At 70.6% G+C, this 14,502-nt stretch carries 16 protein-coding genes and 2 tRNA genes; 12 read left to right on the forward strand and 6 right to left on the reverse strand.

The features are described from left to right. Positions 1-97: 97 nt before the first annotated feature. A complete protein-coding gene (locus V7050_RS10465) occupies positions 98-238 on the forward strand; it encodes an entericidin A/B family lipoprotein (RefSeq protein WP_324370603.1) in 141 nt (46 codons plus the stop codon). Between the two features lie 64 nt (positions 239-302). Here the strand turns inward: V7050_RS10465 and mtaB are convergent, their stop codons facing one another. Next, the gene (gene mtaB / locus V7050_RS10470; RefSeq protein WP_324370605.1) at positions 303-1,556 is read right to left on the reverse strand and encodes a tRNA (N(6)-L-threonylcarbamoyladenosine(37)-C(2))-methylthiotransferase MtaB; all 1,254 of its coding nucleotides are present in this window, start codon (positions 1,554-1,556) and stop codon (positions 303-305) included. Beyond that, on the reverse strand, positions 1,553-2,350 hold the full coding sequence (gene dapF / locus V7050_RS10475) for a diaminopimelate epimerase (RefSeq protein WP_324370607.1): 798 nt from the start codon (positions 2,348-2,350) through the stop codon (positions 1,553-1,555). Before dapF ends, mtaB begins: the two co-directional genes overlap by 4 nt. A 158-nt stretch (positions 2,351-2,508) precedes the next feature. Between dapF and V7050_RS10480 the strand changes: the two genes are divergently transcribed. Together V7050_RS10480 and V7050_RS10485 are read left to right on the forward strand one after the other, a co-directional pair. Then, positions 2,509-2,584 (forward strand) — tRNA-Lys (locus V7050_RS10480). A gap of 13 nt (positions 2,585-2,597) precedes the next feature. Next, positions 2,598-2,672 (forward strand) — tRNA-Lys (locus V7050_RS10485). Between the two features lie 143 nt (positions 2,673-2,815). Here the strand turns inward: V7050_RS10485 and V7050_RS10490 are convergent. Continuing rightward, positions 2,816-3,049, reverse strand: a complete 234-nt coding sequence (locus tag V7050_RS10490; RefSeq protein ID WP_324368241.1) for a hypothetical protein — start codon at positions 3,047-3,049, stop codon at positions 2,816-2,818. A gap of 43 nt (positions 3,050-3,092) precedes the next feature. Then, positions 3,093-4,079 (reverse strand): 2-hydroxyacid dehydrogenase, encoded by a 987-nt coding sequence (locus V7050_RS10495; RefSeq protein ID WP_324368238.1) that lies wholly within the window; start codon positions 4,077-4,079, stop codon positions 3,093-3,095. A gap of 117 nt (positions 4,080-4,196) precedes the next feature. Between V7050_RS10495 and V7050_RS10500 the strand changes: the two genes are divergently transcribed. From V7050_RS10500 to V7050_RS10530, 7 genes are all read left to right on the forward strand, one after another. Next, complete coding sequence (locus V7050_RS10500) at positions 4,197-4,727, forward strand: SH3 domain-containing protein (protein WP_324368236.1); 531 nt, start codon at positions 4,197-4,199, stop codon at positions 4,725-4,727. A gap of 106 nt (positions 4,728-4,833) precedes the next feature. Then, on the forward strand, positions 4,834-5,340 hold the full coding sequence (gene fabA / locus V7050_RS10505) for a 3-hydroxyacyl-[acyl-carrier-protein] dehydratase FabA (protein WP_324368234.1): 507 nt from the start codon (positions 4,834-4,836) through the stop codon (positions 5,338-5,340). Positions 5,341-5,353: 13 nt separating this feature from the next. Continuing rightward, positions 5,354-6,580 (forward strand): beta-ketoacyl-ACP synthase I, encoded by a 1,227-nt coding sequence (fabB, locus tag V7050_RS10510; protein WP_324368232.1) that lies wholly within the window; start codon positions 5,354-5,356, stop codon positions 6,578-6,580. Then, positions 6,573-7,379 carry an enoyl-ACP reductase FabI gene (locus V7050_RS10515; protein WP_324368230.1) on the forward strand — a complete coding sequence of 269 codons (807 nt, stop codon included), beginning with the start codon at positions 6,573-6,575 and terminating at the stop codon, positions 7,377-7,379. Before fabB ends, V7050_RS10515 begins: the two co-directional genes overlap by 8 nt. A 51-nt stretch (positions 7,380-7,430) precedes the next feature. Then, a complete protein-coding gene (locus tag V7050_RS10520; protein ID WP_324375378.1) occupies positions 7,431-8,120 on the forward strand; it encodes a haloacid dehalogenase type II in 690 nt (229 codons plus the stop codon). After that, positions 8,117-8,953, forward strand: coding sequence for an alpha/beta fold hydrolase (locus V7050_RS10525; RefSeq protein ID WP_324368227.1), 837 nt, complete (start codon positions 8,117-8,119; stop codon positions 8,951-8,953). The genes V7050_RS10520 and V7050_RS10525 overlap by 4 nt, the downstream gene beginning before the upstream one ends. Continuing rightward, entirely contained in the window at positions 8,950-9,933 is a 984-nt protein-coding gene (locus V7050_RS10530) for a threonine ammonia-lyase (RefSeq protein WP_324368225.1), read from the forward strand. Before V7050_RS10525 ends, V7050_RS10530 begins: the two co-directional genes overlap by 4 nt. Before the next feature lie 17 nt (positions 9,934-9,950). On the opposite strand, the gene V7050_RS10535 is transcribed toward V7050_RS10530, so the two are convergent. Further along, positions 9,951-10,796, reverse strand: a complete 846-nt coding sequence (locus V7050_RS10535; protein ID WP_324368223.1) for an amino acid ABC transporter substrate-binding protein — start codon at positions 10,794-10,796, stop codon at positions 9,951-9,953. A 170-nt stretch (positions 10,797-10,966) separates the two neighbouring features. After that, positions 10,967-11,653 (reverse strand): aquaporin Z, encoded by a 687-nt coding sequence (gene aqpZ / locus V7050_RS10540; protein ID WP_324368222.1) that lies wholly within the window; start codon positions 11,651-11,653, stop codon positions 10,967-10,969. A gap of 236 nt (positions 11,654-11,889) precedes the next feature. Between aqpZ and V7050_RS10545 the strand changes: the two genes are divergently transcribed. Continuing rightward, positions 11,890-12,384 carry a hypothetical protein gene (locus tag V7050_RS10545; RefSeq protein WP_324368220.1) on the forward strand — a complete coding sequence of 165 codons (495 nt, stop codon included), beginning with the start codon at positions 11,890-11,892 and terminating at the stop codon, positions 12,382-12,384. A gap of 60 nt (positions 12,385-12,444) precedes the next feature. Continuing rightward, the gene (locus V7050_RS10550) at positions 12,445-14,466 is read left to right on the forward strand and encodes a M3 family metallopeptidase (protein WP_324375380.1); all 2,022 of its coding nucleotides are present in this window, start codon (positions 12,445-12,447) and stop codon (positions 14,464-14,466) included. Positions 14,467-14,502: the final 36 nt, after the last annotated feature.

Raw genomic sequence — 14,502 nt, forward strand, 5'->3', positions numbered from 1 at the left:
TGTCGGTCCCGGTGCGGGCACGATCCCGGGTCTTCCCGATCCCCGGAGCGGCCGGCGGCGCCAGAATGTCGAAGCTCGTATTCCCCGGAGGGACAAGATGAACCGCAAGATCCTTTGCGCCCTGCTCGCCGTCATGGCGCTCTCGGCCTGCAACACGCTCGCCGGCGCCGGCAAGGACGTCTCCGCCACCGGCGACGCCCTGACCGGCACCGCGGAAAAGGCCGATTCCAAGATGTGACCCTCGCGACGCCGGCGCCCCCGGGCGGCGGCGTCGCAGGCCCGCTCCGGCAGGCGGTGCCTACCTAAAGCGCGTCGGCCAGCAGATGCGCCGCCGTGGCCGCGGAGATCCGGGCCGCGACGATGCTGCCGGGAAGCGCCGGCGTGCTCAGCCGCGTCTGCGCGAAGCCCTCGGTTCGCCCGAGATCGGGCTTCTCCATCAGCAGCCGCACCTCGCGCCCCCGCATCGCGGCGAGATGCAGGCGCACCCTTTCCGCGCCGAGGGCCCGCAGCCGCGCCGCCCGCTCCCGCACCAGGGCGGGATCGACCTGCGGCATGCGCGCCGCCGGCGTGCCCTCGCGCGGGCTGAAGGGAAAGACATGCAGCCAGGTCAGGCCGCATTCCGCGACGAGATCGAGCGAGCGCGCGAACATCGCCTCCGTCTCGGTGGGAAAGCCCGCGATGATGTCGGCCCCGAAGACGATCTCCGGCCGCGCCGCGCGCAGCCGCGCACAGACCGCGATGGCATCCTCCCGCGAATGCCGCCGCTTCATGCGCTTGAGGATCAGGTTGTCGCCCGCCTGCAGCGACAGGTGCAGATGCGGCATCAGCCGCGGCTCGCCGCCGATCGCCTCGATCAGCCGGGGATCGGCCTCGACGCTGTCGATCGAGCTGATCCGGAGCCGCGCCAGATCCGGCACCCGGGCCAGGATCGCCGCCACGAGATCGCCGAGCCGCGGCGTCCCTTCGAGATCGCCCCCCCAGCTCGTCAGGTCGACCCCGGTCAGCACCACCTCGTTGAAGCCCCGGTCGCGCAGCCGCGCGACCTGCCCGACCACCACTTCCGCCGGCACGCTGCGCGAATTCCCGCGGCCGAAAGGAATGATGCAGAAGGTGCAGCGGTGGTCGCAGCCGTTCTGCACCTGCACATAGGCCCGCGCCCGCGTCCCCAGCCCGTCGATCAGCGGCGCCGGCGCCGCGGTCTCGGCCATGATGTCGCCGACCTGCACCCGGCCGCCGCCATCGCGCCCCAGCGCCGCCCAGGTCTCCGGGCGGAGCTTGGCGTCGTTGCCGAGTACGACGTCGACCTCCTCCATCGCCGCGAAGCGCCCGGCCTCGGTCTGGGCCGCGCAGCCGGTGACCACGATCCGCGCCGAGGGATGCTCGCGCCGCAGCCGGCGGATGCCCTGGCGGGCCTGCCGCACCGCCTCGGCGGTCACCGCGCAGGTATTGACGATCACCGCATCCTCGACCCCGGCGCGCTCGGCGAGCCCGCGCATCGCCTCGGTCTCGTAGGCGTTCAGCCGGCAGCCGAAGGTGCGGAAGCTCGGGGCGGTCATCGGAGGGCGGCCAGGAACTCGGCCGAGAGCCGGCCCTCGAAGACCAGCGCCGTGGGCCCGGTCATCCAGACGCCGTCGTCGCGCCAGTCCACGAGCAGCTCGCCGCCATCGAGGCGGACCGTCACCTTCCGCCCGGTCAGCCCCCGCCGCGCTGTCACCACCACGGCGGCGCAGGCGCCGGATCCGCAGGCCAGCGTGACCATGCCGCCGCGTTCCCAGACGCGCATCCGGATGGTGGCCGGGTCGATCACCTGCACGAATTCGACATTCGTCCGCTCGGGAAAGAGCGGATGATGCTCGATGCCGGGGCCGATGGTGGCGAGGTCGACCGTCTCCGCATCCGGCACCACAAAGACGCAATGGGGATTGCCCATGCCCGCCGCGCCCGGATCGCCCTCGATCGGCAGCGCATCGAGATCCATAGCGTGCGCCAGCGGCACCGCCTCCCAGGTGAGCTGCGGCGCTCCCATGTTGACCGCGATCAGCCCGTCGCCGGCATCCCGTGCCAGAAGCCGGCCGCGGCCGGTTTCGAGGTCGCAGGAATCGCCTCCGGATTCGGCCATCAGCAGCCGCGCGACGCAGCGCGTCGCATTGCCGCAGGCATCCGCCGCGCTGCCGTCGGCGTTCCAGAAATCGACGCGCACCGGGCCCGCGCCGTCCGCCCGGATCACCGCGAGCTGGTCGAAGCCGATACCTCGGTTGCGATCCCCCAGCGCGCGTGCCAGCGCAGGCGTCACGGCTTCGCCCGAGGCGCGCGCGTCGAGAACGACGAAATCGTTGCCGAGTCCGTGCATCTTCAGAAAGTGCAGGCCCTGCGACCGCGCGGGGCTTCGGGATTCGCGTTCCATCGCCGCTATATAGGCGAAGGTTCGGGGCGCGGCCACACGCCCGACGCGGCGGGCGATTCCCCTTGACCCTGCGGGCCGGGTTGCTTAGGGCAGCCCCAAGCGTTGGGCCCGTAGCTCAGTTGGCAGAGCAACTGACTTTTAATCAGTGGGTCACAGGTTCGAATCCTGTCGGGCTCACCAAGGCTGAACGTGCGGGCTCGTAGCTCAGTGGTAGAGCAGTTGACTCTTAATCAATTGGTCGAAGGTTCGAATCCTTCCGAGCCCACCACCTAACTCAAGGACTTGCGTCGGATCCCCGGCGCTTGCATCCGCCGCGGACAGCTGGCGGCCTGGATGCGTGGCAATCGGCAGGCGGGTAGGCCACGAGGTCGGACCGCTCCTGCATCGGAGGACGTTTCCTGGTCCATCCGGTCAGGTAGTCACGCTGCCCCGCCGCGCTGGCATCGCAAAGCTCCATTCGATCGCGCAGTCCCACAAACCGGTCGATTGCGCGGACGATTCGTCCATCGCCCCGCGCTCCACGGGATCCGACCGATCCACCATGAACGCGATCGCGACGCGCCCGACGGGCGTCGTGCGGGCGGCGCTCCGCCTGCCATGCTCCAGCCGCAACCGCGCCAGGGCGGCCCAACCATGGCGATCCACCCGAGAAATCCTCTGCGGGCGGACCGAAGGCCCGCAGTCGGTGTCAGAGCATCGCGGGCACGACCTGATCGGGAGGGCGGTGGCCGTCGGCGAAGGTCTTGATGTTGATGATCACCTTCTCGCCCATCTCCATCCGCCCTTCGAAGGTCGCCGAGCCCATATGTGGCAGCAGCATCACGTTGGGCAGGTCGCGCAGGAGCGGGCTGATGTCGTGGCCGTGCTCGTAGACGTCGAGGCCGGCGCCGCCGAGCTCGCCCGCCCGCAGCATCCGGACCATGGCGTTCTCGTCGATCACCTCGCCGCGGGCGGTGTTCACGATATAGGCCGAGGGCTTCATCAGCTTCAGCCGCCGCGCGTTCATCAGATGGAAGGTCGAGGGCGTGTGCGGCACGTTGATCGACAGGATGTCGATGCGCGCCAGCATCTGGTCGAGGCTCTCCCACCAGGTCGCGCCGAGCTCCGCCTCGGTGTCGGGATGCAGGCGTCGCCGGTTGTGGTAATGGACCGTCAGCCCGAAGGTCCGCGCGCGGCGGGCGATCGCCCGGCCGATCCGCCCGAGCCCGAGGATGCCGAGCTGCTTGCCGGCGATGCGGTGCCCCATGAGCGCCGTGGGCGACCAGCCCTGCCATTCCCCGCGCTGGATCATCGCCGCCCCCTCGGGCAGCCGGCGCGGCACCGCGAGGATCAGCGCCATGGCCATGTCGGCGGTGTCCTCGGCCAGCACGCCGGGGGTATTCGTCACCACGATGCCGCGCGAGAGCGCGCTCGCCACGTCGATATGGTCGAAGCCCGCGCCGTAGTTCGCGATCAGCCGCAGGTCCGGGCCGGCGCGGGCGAGCAGGTTGGCGTCGATCCGGTCGGTGATGGTGGGGACCAGCACCTCCGCCCCCGCCATCGCCTGGGCGAGCTCCTCGCCGGTCATGGGCCGGTCCTCGGCGTTGAGGGTCACGTCGAAAAGCTCCCGCAGGCGGGACTCGACCGGCGCAGGCAGACGGCGCGTCACCACGACGCGCGGGCGGGGAGTCGGCATGCGGATTCCTGTTTCTCTGCGGCGCGCTATTCGCTATCGTTGCGGGATAATTGCACGGGGCGGTCCGGAAGATCCAGACACTTCCCGGCACGAGGATGCGAGCAGGAGGCCCCTGTCTTGACGGGAATCGCGGGCATGGCGCGATGCGCGGCGGTCGTGGCGCTCATCGCCGTGTTCGCCGGAGAATCGGCGGGCAGGACCGCCGCCGAGCCGGGCGCGCGCGGGCCGGTCACCAATCTGCCGCTGCCGCGATACGTCTCGCTCCGGGCGGAGAGTGCGAATGCCCGGCGCGGTCCGGATTTCGACCAGCGGGTCGATTGGGAATTCGTGCGCCGCGGGCTGCCGCTGCAGGTGGTGGCCGAATACGGCCTCTGGCGGCGCGTGGTCGATTCCGAGGGCGTGGGCGGCTGGGTGCATAATTCGCTCCTGTCGGGCGCGCGTACCGGTCTCGTCCAGGGCGATGCCGCGGTGGCGCTCCATGCGGCGCCCAGCGAGCGGAGCGCGGTCCGCGCGATGGCCGAGCCGGGCGTGATCGCGCGCATCGCGGCCTGCGAGGCGGAATGGTGCGACGTCTCCGCCGGCGGTTTCACGGGCTGGATCCCGCAGGGCGTGCTCTGGGGCGTCGATCCCGGCGAGGTCTTCGACTGAACTTCAATCGGGACGATAGCGGACCGGGCGCTTGCGCCGCGAACGGCTGCGATGCTAGAGGACTGACCTGCAACGACAGGCGGCAGGACGGGGGCACGGGCCAGACATGACGGAAAGGCCGACCCGGATCGACCACGAGGGCCTTCTTGCCTGCGCGCGCGGTGAGATGTTCGGCACCGGCAATCCGCAGCTGCCCATGCCGCCGATGTTGATGATGGACCGCATCACCGACATCTCCGCCGAGGGCGGTCCGGCCGGCAAGGGGCATGTGGTCGCGGAATTCGGCATCCGCCCGGATCTCTGGTTCTTCGCCTGCCATTTCATCGGGGATCCGGTGATGCCGGGCTGCCTCGGCCTCGACGCGCTCTGGCAGCTGACCGGCTTCAACCTCGGCTGGCGCGGCATGACCGGGCGCGGGCGCGCGCTCGGTGTCGGCGAGGTGAAGTTCACCGGCATGGTGACGCCCGCGGTGAAGCTGGTGGAGTACACGGTCAATTTCACGCGGGTGATCGACCGCAAGCTCAAGCTCGGCATCGCCAATGGCGAGATGCGGGCCGATGGCGAGCTGATCTATACTGCCACCGACATGAAGGTCGGCCTTTTCACGGACTGAAGGAGGACCGGCCATGCGCCGTGTCGTGATCACGGGCCTCGGGATCGTCTCTTCGATCGGCAACGACGCCGACGAGGTCACCGTTTCGCTGAAGGCCGGCCGCTCGGGCATCAGCTTCGCGCCGGATTATGCCGAGCGCGGCTTCCGCTGCCAGGTGCACGGGCGCCCCGATATCGACATCGCGGCGCATGTGGACAAGCGCCAGCTGCGCTTCATGGGCGACGGGGCGGCCTGGAACTACATCGCCATGGAACAGGCGATCGCCGACAGCGGGCTGGAGGAGCGCGAGGTCTCGAACGAGCGCACCGGGCTGATCATGGGCTCGGGCGGGCCGTCGACGCGCAACCTCTTCGAGGCGCACCGGATCGTCATCGAGAAGGGAAGCCCCAAGCGCATGGGCCCCTTCATGGTGACGCGCGGCATGAGTTCGACCAATTCCGCCTGCCTCGCGACCCCGTTCCACATCAAGGGGATCAACTATTCGATCACCTCGGCCTGCTCGACCTCCGCGCATTGCATCGGCAACGGGGTCGAGCAGATCCAGTGGGGCAAGCAGGACATCGTCTTCGCGGGCGGCGGCGAGGAGCTCGACTGGACGCTCTCCTGCCTCTTCGACGCCATGGGGGCGATGAGTTCGAAGTACAACGACACGCCCCGGACCGCGAGCCGCGCCTTCGACGCCACCCGCGACGGCTTCGTGATCGCCGGCGGCGGCGGCGTGGTGGTGCTCGAGGAGCTCGAGCACGCACTGGCCCGCGGCGCGAAAATCTATGCCGAGGTCACCGGCTACGGCGCCACCTCGGACGGCTACGACATGGTGGCGCCCTCCGGCGAGGGGGCCGAGCGCTGCATGAAGCTTGCGCTCTCGACCATCGGCAACCGCAAGGTCGGCTACATCAATGCCCATGGCACCTCGACGCCGGCCGGCGACGTGACCGAGGTCGAGGCGATCCGCCGGGTCTTCGGGGAGGATTCGGTGCCGAAGATTTCCTCCACGAAATCGCTGACCGGGCATTCGCTCGGCGCGACCGGCGTGCAGGAGGCGATCTACTGCCTGATCATGCTGCGGGACGACTTCATCACTGCCTCGGCCAATATCACCGAGCTCGACCCCGCGATCCGGCCCGGAGAGATCGCGCTGGAGCGGATCGACGGCGCCGGGCTCGACACGGTGATCTCCAACAGCTTCGGATTCGGCGGCACCAACGCCACCCTCGCGCTCAGCCGCTATCATGGCTGAGGCCGGGCCGACCAGCGGGCTGATGGCCGGCAAGCGGGCGCTGATCCTCGGGGTCGCGAACGACCATTCCATCGCCTGGGGCATTGCCAAGGTGCTGCACGCCGCGGGTGCGGAGCTCGCCTTCACCTATCAGGGCGAGGGGTTCGGGCGCAGGGTCGAGCCGCTGGCGCGCTCGCTCGGGGCCGAGATCGTGCTGCCGGCGGACGTGCAGGATCCCGCCTCGCTCGATGCGCTCTTCGCCGAGGTGGGGCGGGTCTGGGGCGGGCTCGACGTGCTGGTCCATGCCATCGCCTACTCCGACAAGGCCGAGCTCGACGGCCGCTTTCTCGACACCAGCCGGGAGAATTTCCTGCGCTCGCTCGACATCTCCTGCTACAGCCTCGTCGACCTCACCCGCCGTGCCGCGCCGCTGATGACCCAAGGCGGATCGATCATCACGCTCACCTATATCGGCGCGCAGCGGGTCACGCCGAACTACAACGTCATGGGCGTGGCCAAGGCGGCGCTGGAGAGCGCGGTGCGCTATCTCGCCAGCGACCTTGGCCCGCAGGGCGTTCGGGTCAATGCCATCAGCCCGGGGCCGATGCGCACGCTGGCCGGTGCCGCGATCGCCGGCGCGCGCAAAGTCTATCGCGCGACCGAGATGAACGCGCCGCTGCGCGCCAATGCCAGCCTCGAGGCGGTCGGCGGGGCGGCGCTCTATCTAGCCTCCGATCTCTCCATCTCGACCACCGGCGAGATCATCTTCGTCGACGGCGGCTATCACGTGACGGGCATGGCCCAGCCGGAGAACCTCTGAAGGCCCGTCCGGGCGGGGCTCCGGGGCGCTCGGAAAGGAGGGGTGGTCCCCGTGCTGAAGCTGGTGGTCTTCGATGCCTATGGCACGCTCTTCGACGTGGCCTCGCCCGCGCGCCGCGTCGCCGCGGAGCCGCAGTTCGCGGCTTTCACCCCGCATTTCGGCGCGGTGGCGCGCGACTGGCGCCAGAAGCAGCTGGAATACAGCTGGATCCGCGCGGTGACCGACGCGCATGCGGATTTCTGGACCGTGACCGGGGAGGCCCTCGACTGGGCGCTCGATGCGGCGGGGCTCGGTGCGGAGGCGGGGCTGCGCGACCGTCTGCGCGCGCTCTACCGCGAACCCGATGCCTTTCGGGACGCGGCGCCGGCGCTGGCGCGGCTGCGTGCCGCGCGGCTCGGCACGGCGATCCTCTCGAACGGGGAGCCGGCGATGCTCGATGCGGCGGTGGAGGCTGCGGGCATCGGCGGGTCGCTCGACGCGATCCTCTCGGTCGAGGCGGCGGGGGTCTTCAAGCCGGCGCGCGCGGTCTACGACCTGGTCGGGCGGGAATTCGGCACGGCGAAGGACGAGGTCCTCTTCGTCTCGGCCAACGGATGGGATGCGGCCGCGGCTTCGGGCTACGGGTTCGCGACGGCCTGGGTGAACCGGACGGGCGCGCCGCGGGACCGCCTGCCCTGGATGCCGGATCACGAACTGGCGGATCTCTCGGGCGTGCCGGAACTGGCGGAGGCAGGGCAATGAAGCGTTTCGTGACCTCGGACGGGCTCGGGCTCGCCTATGCCGACGAGGGCAGCGGGCTGCCCCTGCTTTGCCTCGCGGGGCTGACGCGGAACGGGGAGGATTTCGATCCGGTCCGCGATGCCTTCGGTGCGGATCTGCGCCTGATCCGGCTCGATTCGCGCGGGCGGGGCGCCTCGGACTTCGATCCGGATCCGGCCAATTACAACGTCGCCGTGGAGGCGCGCGATGCGCTCGAGCTGCTCGACCACCTCGGGCTGGAGCGTGTCGCATTGCTCGGCACCTCGCGCGGCGGCCTCTTGTCGATGGTCATGGCCGCGGCGGCGCGCGAGCGGCTGATCGGGGTGATGCTGAACGACATCGGGCCGGTGATCGAGGCCGAGGGGCTGGCGCGGATCCTGACCTATCTCGGGGTGCGGCCGAGCGCGCCCTCCCTCGACATGCTCGCCGCGGCCACGGCGGCCCAGATGCGGCCGCAATTCCCGGGCGTGACGGCGGCGATGTGGCGCGTCTTTCTCGGCCGCACCTTGCGCGAGACGCCGGCGGGGCTGGAGCTGCGCTACGATCCGGCGCTGCGCCACGCCTTCCTCGCCCAGTCCGACGCCGGCGAGCAGACCGATCTCTGGCCGCTCTTCGATGCGCTGGCCGGCGTGCCGTTGGCGCTGCTGCGGGGGGCGAATTCCGACATCCTGTCGCAGGCGACCGCCGAGGCGATGCGGGAAAGGCGCCCGGACATGGCGCTCACGATCGTGCCGGACCGCGGCCACGTGCCCTTCCTCGACGAGCCCTGCTCGCAGGACGCAATCGGCGCCTTCCTCGCCCGCCTCGCGCCGTGACCGGCATCGCGGCGATCCGGGCCGCCGCGGCGCGGGCCGGCGACCGCATCCGGCGCACGCCGCTGCTCGCGAGCCCGGCGCTCGACGCGATCGCCGGGCGGCGTGTGCTGGTCAAGGCTGAATGCCTGCAGGTCACCGGATCCTTCAAGGCCCGGGGCGGCTGGGCCGCGGTCTCGGCGCTTGAGCCGGGCCTGCGGGCGCAGGGCGTGCTCGCCTATTCCTCGGGAAATCACGCGCAGGGCGTCGCCTGGGCGGCGTCCGCCCACGGGGTGCCTTCGGTCATCCTGATGCCGAGCGATGCGCCGGCCACGAAGGTCGCGGGCGCCCGGGCGCTCGGCGGCGAGGTCGTGCTCTACGATCGTGCCGCCGAGGATCGCGACGCGCTCGGCGCCCGGCTGGCGGCGGAGCGCGGGCTCACGCTGATTCCGCCCTTCGACCACCCGGAGGTGATCGCCGGCCAGGGCACCACCGGGCTCGAGCTCGCCGAGCAGACGGCCGCGGCGGGTGTGGCGGCGGCGGAGGTGCTGGTGCCCTGCGGCGGCGGAGGGTTGAGCGCCGGCATCGCGCTGGCACTGGCGGCGGAGGCGCCCGGCCTGCGACTGCGCCCGGTGGAGCCGGAGGGTTTCGACGACATGGCGCGCTCGCTCGCCGCGGGGCGACGCGAGCGGAACGCGGTCTCGGCGGGATCGCTCTGCGACGCGATCCTGACGCCCGCGCCTGGCGCGCTCACCTTTCCGGTGCTCGCGCGCCTGGCGTTGCCGGGACTCGCGGTGGGCGACGACGAGGCGCTGCGCGCGATGGCCGTTGCGTTCCGGCATCTCAAGATCGTCCTGGAGCCGGGCGGGGCGGTCGCGCTGGCCGCGGCGCTCTACCGGCCCGAGGCCCTGGCGGGTGATGCCGTGATCGTCCTGGCCACAGGCGGCAACGTCGATGCGGCGATGTTCTCCCGCGCCCTCGCGAGTCAAGCCCGGGAGGGCTGAGCCGAGCGGGGGTGCGCTCAGGGCAGGTCGGGGCCGAGGAGGATCAGCGCCTCGAGCGCGAGGCCGGGCTGGGCGCCGGGGAAGGACTCGCGGAAGAAATCCGCCATGCGGCCCGAGAGGAACAGGTCGCTGATCGCGCGGTCCACCGCGAGCCGGAAGTCGCTGTCGCCGCGAGCGAGCGCCAGCCCCTGCTTCTCGATGGTCAGCGTATTGTCGGAGACCACGAAATTCTCGGCCATGTCGCTGGCGAAATAGAGCGCGAAGAGGATCGACTGGTCGCCGAAATAGGCGTCGATCCTGCCTTCCTCGAGCGCGGCGAGCCCCTCAATATGGTTATCGAGCGGCACGACCTCCGCCTCCATCGCCTTGGCGGCCAGCGAGTTGCGCAGGATGATCTCGGTGGTGGTGCCGGCGCGCACGCCGATCTTCTTGCCGGCCAGCGCCTCGAATTCGTGCGGGGCATCGGCGGGCAGCATGACCGCGGCACCGTCCACGAAGACCGGCAGCGAGAAATCGACGATCTCGCGCCGGTCGAGGGTGATCGAGGCCGCGCCGCAGAGCAGGTCGATCCGGCCCTCCACCACCGCGTCGAACCGATCCTCCGCGCCCACGAGGACATGGGTCGGCTTGACGTCGATGCCGAGCTGCCCGGCGAGGTGCTCGGCGATGGCGTCGCAGATCAGCACCGAATAGCCCGAGGGCAGGCCGGCCTCGCCGGCATAGGAAAGCGGTGCCGCATCCTCGCGATAGCCGATGCGCAGTTCGCCCGCGTCGCGGATGCGGTCGAGCGTCTGCGCCGCCGCCGGCAGGGCGGCGAGGCAGGCGAAAGCTGCGGCGAGCAGATGGCGGGCGGTCGGACGCATCGGGTCTTCCTCTCCTTAAGGGACCCACGCTGCTTAGGCGATGCGGGTCGGAGGTGCAAATCCGATCGGCCGGCGACCGCCCGCGCGAGCCATGGGCAAGGGCCGCGCCTCCGGCGAGAGCCGGACCCCGCGCCGCGACGGCGGCCCGGGAAGGGGTGCGCGCCCGGTGCCTAGTCGCGGTGAAGGAGCCCCGTCCAGATCACGGCGCCGAGCGCCGCTCCGGCCAGCGGCGCGACCCAGAAGAGCCAGAGTTGCCCGAGCGCGCCGGTCTCGGCGAAGAAGGCGACGGCGGTGGAGCGGGCCGGGTTGACCGAGGTATTGGTCACCGGGATCGAGACGAGATGGATGAGGGTGAGCGCGAGACCGATTGCGAGCGGGGCGAAGCCCGAGGGCGCGTTCTTGTGGGTCGTGCCGAGGATGACGATCAGGAAGAGCGCGGTCAGCACGATCTCGATCAGCAGGCAGGCGAATAGGCCGTAGCCGCCCGGCGAATTGACGCCATAGCCGTTCGAGGCGAAGCCGCCGGCGGTGAAGTCGGCCTTGCCCGAGGCGATCACGTAGAGCACGACCGCGGCGACGAGGCCGCCGGCGAGCTGGGCGATCCAGTAGGGGACGAGCTCGCTCCAGGCGAAGCGGCCGCCGATCGCCATGCCGAGCGAGACCGCCGGGTTGAAATGCCCGCCGGAGATATGGCCCACCGCATAGGCCATGGTCACGACGGTCAGGCCGAAGGCGAGGGCGACGCCGAGAAAGCCGATGCCGAGGTCGGGAAAGCCGGCCGCGAGCACGGCGCTGCCGCAGCCGCCGAAAACAAGGGTGAAGGTGCCGACGGCCTCGGCGGAAAGTTTTCTGAACACGGGTGAGCCTCTTTGGACGAAATCTCTTCGCGGACAAAGCCGCGATTCCCTACCGATAGCCCGGTTTCCGGCACCTGTCGCGGCATTTTCTCGCTCATCCGCGGGTCGCGGCCTCGGGATTCGCATGCGGATTTCCGCCGGCCCGGGACTTGCGCGGAACGATTCCTGCATCCGGGCGGTTGTCGTTCGAGGACCCGCCGCGGGGCGCGGCGCCGTCCGGGAGGAGGAGGACAGCCATGCGAAGGCTTGCAATGCTCTGTGCCATGGGACTGGCGCTCGCCGCCTGCGCGACCAGCGAACCCGAGCCGCTGACGATCGCGCAGATCGATGTCGAGGCCGACCTGACCTCGATGCAGAACCCCTCCGCCGTGCAATACTGGCAGAATCTCTCGTCCGATCTCGAGGCGGCGCTCGCCACGGAATTCTCGGGTCAGATCGACCCGGGCGGCAAGACCGTCACCGTCGACGTGGACGAGCTTTCGCTCTCCAGCCTCTACGCCCCCGGAGCCTCCTTCGCGGATGCGCGGCTGTCGGGCCGGGTGACGCTTCTCAATCCCAACGAGACCGTGGTGTCCGCCTATGACGTCACGGCGACCTCCGGCGACGTGGTTCCCTACCTGCCCGAGGGCACCGTGACGGTGCCGCCGACGAGTTCGGCCTATTACGCGGCGGTGGTGCGCGCTTTTGCCCGCGGCGCCGCGGAGACGCTGCGCGCCGGTCCCGCCTCTTGACCGCGGCGGGCGGTCCCGCCATCAGGCGCGAGCGAAACGCGGCAAGCCGGAGGGACCACCATGAACCCGCTTCTGAGCGACTGGACGGCGCCCTTCGGCCTGCCGCCCTTCGAGGCGATCGAGACCGCACATTTCGCCCCGGCCTTCGATGCCGCGCTCGCCGAGGCGCGGGCGAGGATCGACGCCATCGCCGAGGATCCCGCGCCGCCGAGCTTCGCCAATACGATCGAGGCACTGGAACGGGCCGAACTCGCACTCGACCGCGTGGCTGCGGTCTTCTTTGGGCTGGCGGGGGCCGATACCAATGACGCGATCGAGGCGCTGCAGCGCGATCTGAGCCCCCGGCTCGCGGCGCATCATTCCGAGACGATGATGAACCCGCGGCTCTTCGCCCGAATCGACGCGCTGGCGGAGCGCAAGGAGGGCCTCGGGCTCGATGCCGAGTCGGCGCGGGTGCTCGATCTCTACCACCGGATGTTCGTGCGTGCCGGCGCCCGGCTCGAAGGTGCCGAGCGCGACCGGTTGCGCGAGATCATGCAGCGGCTCGCGAGCCTCGGCACCGCGTTTTCCCAGAACGTGCTCGCCGACGAAAAGGCCTGGGCGCTGTCGCTCGGGGAGAAGGATCTGGCGCCGCTCCCGGACTGGCTCGTGGCCGCGGCGGCCGAGGCCGCTGCCGAGCGCGGCGAGGCGGGCCATGCGGTCACGCTCTCGCGCAGCCTGATCGTGCCCTTCCTGCAGATCTCGCCGGACCGGGAACTGCGCGAGACTGCCTTCCGGGCCTGGGTGGCACGCGGCGCGAACGGCGGGCCGAGCGACAATCGCGCCATCGTCGCGGAGACGCTTCAGCTTCGCGAGGAGCGGGCGCGGCTGCTCGGCTATCCGGATTTCGCGAGCTTCAAGCTCGAAACCGAGATGGCGCGGACCCCGGAGGCGGTGCGCGCGCTGCTGATGGCGGTCTGGGGGCCGGCAAGGGCGCAGGCGGAGGCCGATGCGGCGGAACTCGAGCGCCGGCTCCATGCCGACGGCATCAACGGCGCGCTGGAGCCCTGGGACTGGCGCTATTATTCCGCGATCCGCCAGCGCGAGGAGCACGATCTCGATGAGGCCGAGATCAAGCCCTATCTCGCGCTCGAGGCGATGATCGCGGCGGCCTTCGACGTGGCGGGCCGGCTCTTCGACCTGAGCTTCCTGCCGCTCGACGTGCCGCTCTACCACCCGGACGCACGGGCCTGGGAGGTGCGGCGCGGCGAGAGGCACATGGGCGTCTTCATCGGCGACTGGTTCGCGCGGCCCTCGAAGCGGTCGGGCGCCTGGTGCAGTTCGTTTCGCAGCCAGTCGAAGCTCGACGGCGAGGTGCGTCCCATCGCGGTCAATGTCTGCAATTTCGCCAAGGCGCCGAAGGGGAGCCCGAGCCTCCTGACCTTCGACGACGCGCGCACGCTCTTCCACGAATTCGGCCATGCGCTGCACGTGCTGATGTCCGACGTGACCTATGCCTTCATCTCGGGAACCTCGGTGGCGCGGGATTTCGTGGAACTGCCGAGCCAGCTCTACGAGCACTGGCTCTCGACGCCGGAGGTTCTGGAGGCCCATGCGCGGCACGTGGAGACCGGCGCGCCGATGCCGCGCGACCTGGTCGATCGGCTGCTGGCGGCCCGCAACTACGATCAGGGATTCGCGACCGTGGAATACCTGGCATCGGCGCTGGTCGATCTCGATTTCCACGCCGGTCCCGCGCCCGCCGATCCCATGGCCGCGCAGGCGGCGACGCTCGCGGCGCTCGGCATGCCGGAGGCGATCGTGATGCGCCACGCCACGCCGCATTTCCAGCATGTCTTCGCCGGCGACGGCTATTCCTCGGCCTATTATTCCTACATGTGGTCGGAGGTGATGGACGCGGACGCCTTCGCCGCCTTCACCGAGACCGGCGACCCCTTCGATGCGGACGTTGCGGCGCGGCTGGCCGAGCATGTCTATTCCGCGGGCGGCTCGCGCGAGGCTGCCGAGCTCTACACCGCCTTCCGCGGCCAGATGCCGGGGGTCGAGGCGCTCTTGGCCCAGCGCGGCCTGACCGCGGCCTGATCGCGGACGGCGCGCCCCGATGCCCGATCCGAGGCC

This window comes from Amaricoccus sp., assembly GCF_036846665.1.
Lineage (GTDB): Bacteria > Pseudomonadota > Alphaproteobacteria > Rhodobacterales > Rhodobacteraceae > Amaricoccus.

What these genes read in the sequence shown, in the direction of transcription:
- V7050_RS10465 (WP_324370603.1), top strand. Translation starts at nt 98, where the DNA reads ATGAACCGCAAGATCCTTTGCGCCCTGCTCGCCGTCATGGCGCTCTCG.
- mtaB (WP_324370605.1), bottom strand. Translation starts at nt 1,556, where the DNA reads ATGACCGCCCCGAGCTTCCGCACCTTCGGCTGCCGGCTGAACGCCTAC.
- dapF (WP_324370607.1), bottom strand. Translation starts at nt 2,350, where the DNA reads ATGCACGGACTCGGCAACGATTTCGTCGTTCTCGACGCGCGCGCCTCG.
- V7050_RS10495 (WP_324368238.1), bottom strand. Translation starts at nt 4,079, where the DNA reads ATGCCGACTCCCCGCCCGCGCGTCGTGGTGACGCGCCGTCTGCCTGCG.
- fabA (WP_324368234.1), top strand. Translation starts at nt 4,834, where the DNA reads ATGACGGAAAGGCCGACCCGGATCGACCACGAGGGCCTTCTTGCCTGC.
- fabB (WP_324368232.1), top strand. Translation starts at nt 5,354, where the DNA reads ATGCGCCGTGTCGTGATCACGGGCCTCGGGATCGTCTCTTCGATCGGC.
- V7050_RS10515 (WP_324368230.1), top strand. Translation starts at nt 6,573, where the DNA reads ATGGCTGAGGCCGGGCCGACCAGCGGGCTGATGGCCGGCAAGCGGGCG.
- V7050_RS10525 (WP_324368227.1), top strand. Translation starts at nt 8,117, where the DNA reads ATGAAGCGTTTCGTGACCTCGGACGGGCTCGGGCTCGCCTATGCCGAC.
- V7050_RS10535 (WP_324368223.1), bottom strand. Translation starts at nt 10,796, where the DNA reads ATGCGTCCGACCGCCCGCCATCTGCTCGCCGCAGCTTTCGCCTGCCTC.
- V7050_RS10545 (WP_324368220.1), top strand. Translation starts at nt 11,890, where the DNA reads ATGCGAAGGCTTGCAATGCTCTGTGCCATGGGACTGGCGCTCGCCGCC.
- V7050_RS10550 (WP_324375380.1), top strand. Translation starts at nt 12,445, where the DNA reads ATGAACCCGCTTCTGAGCGACTGGACGGCGCCCTTCGGCCTGCCGCCC.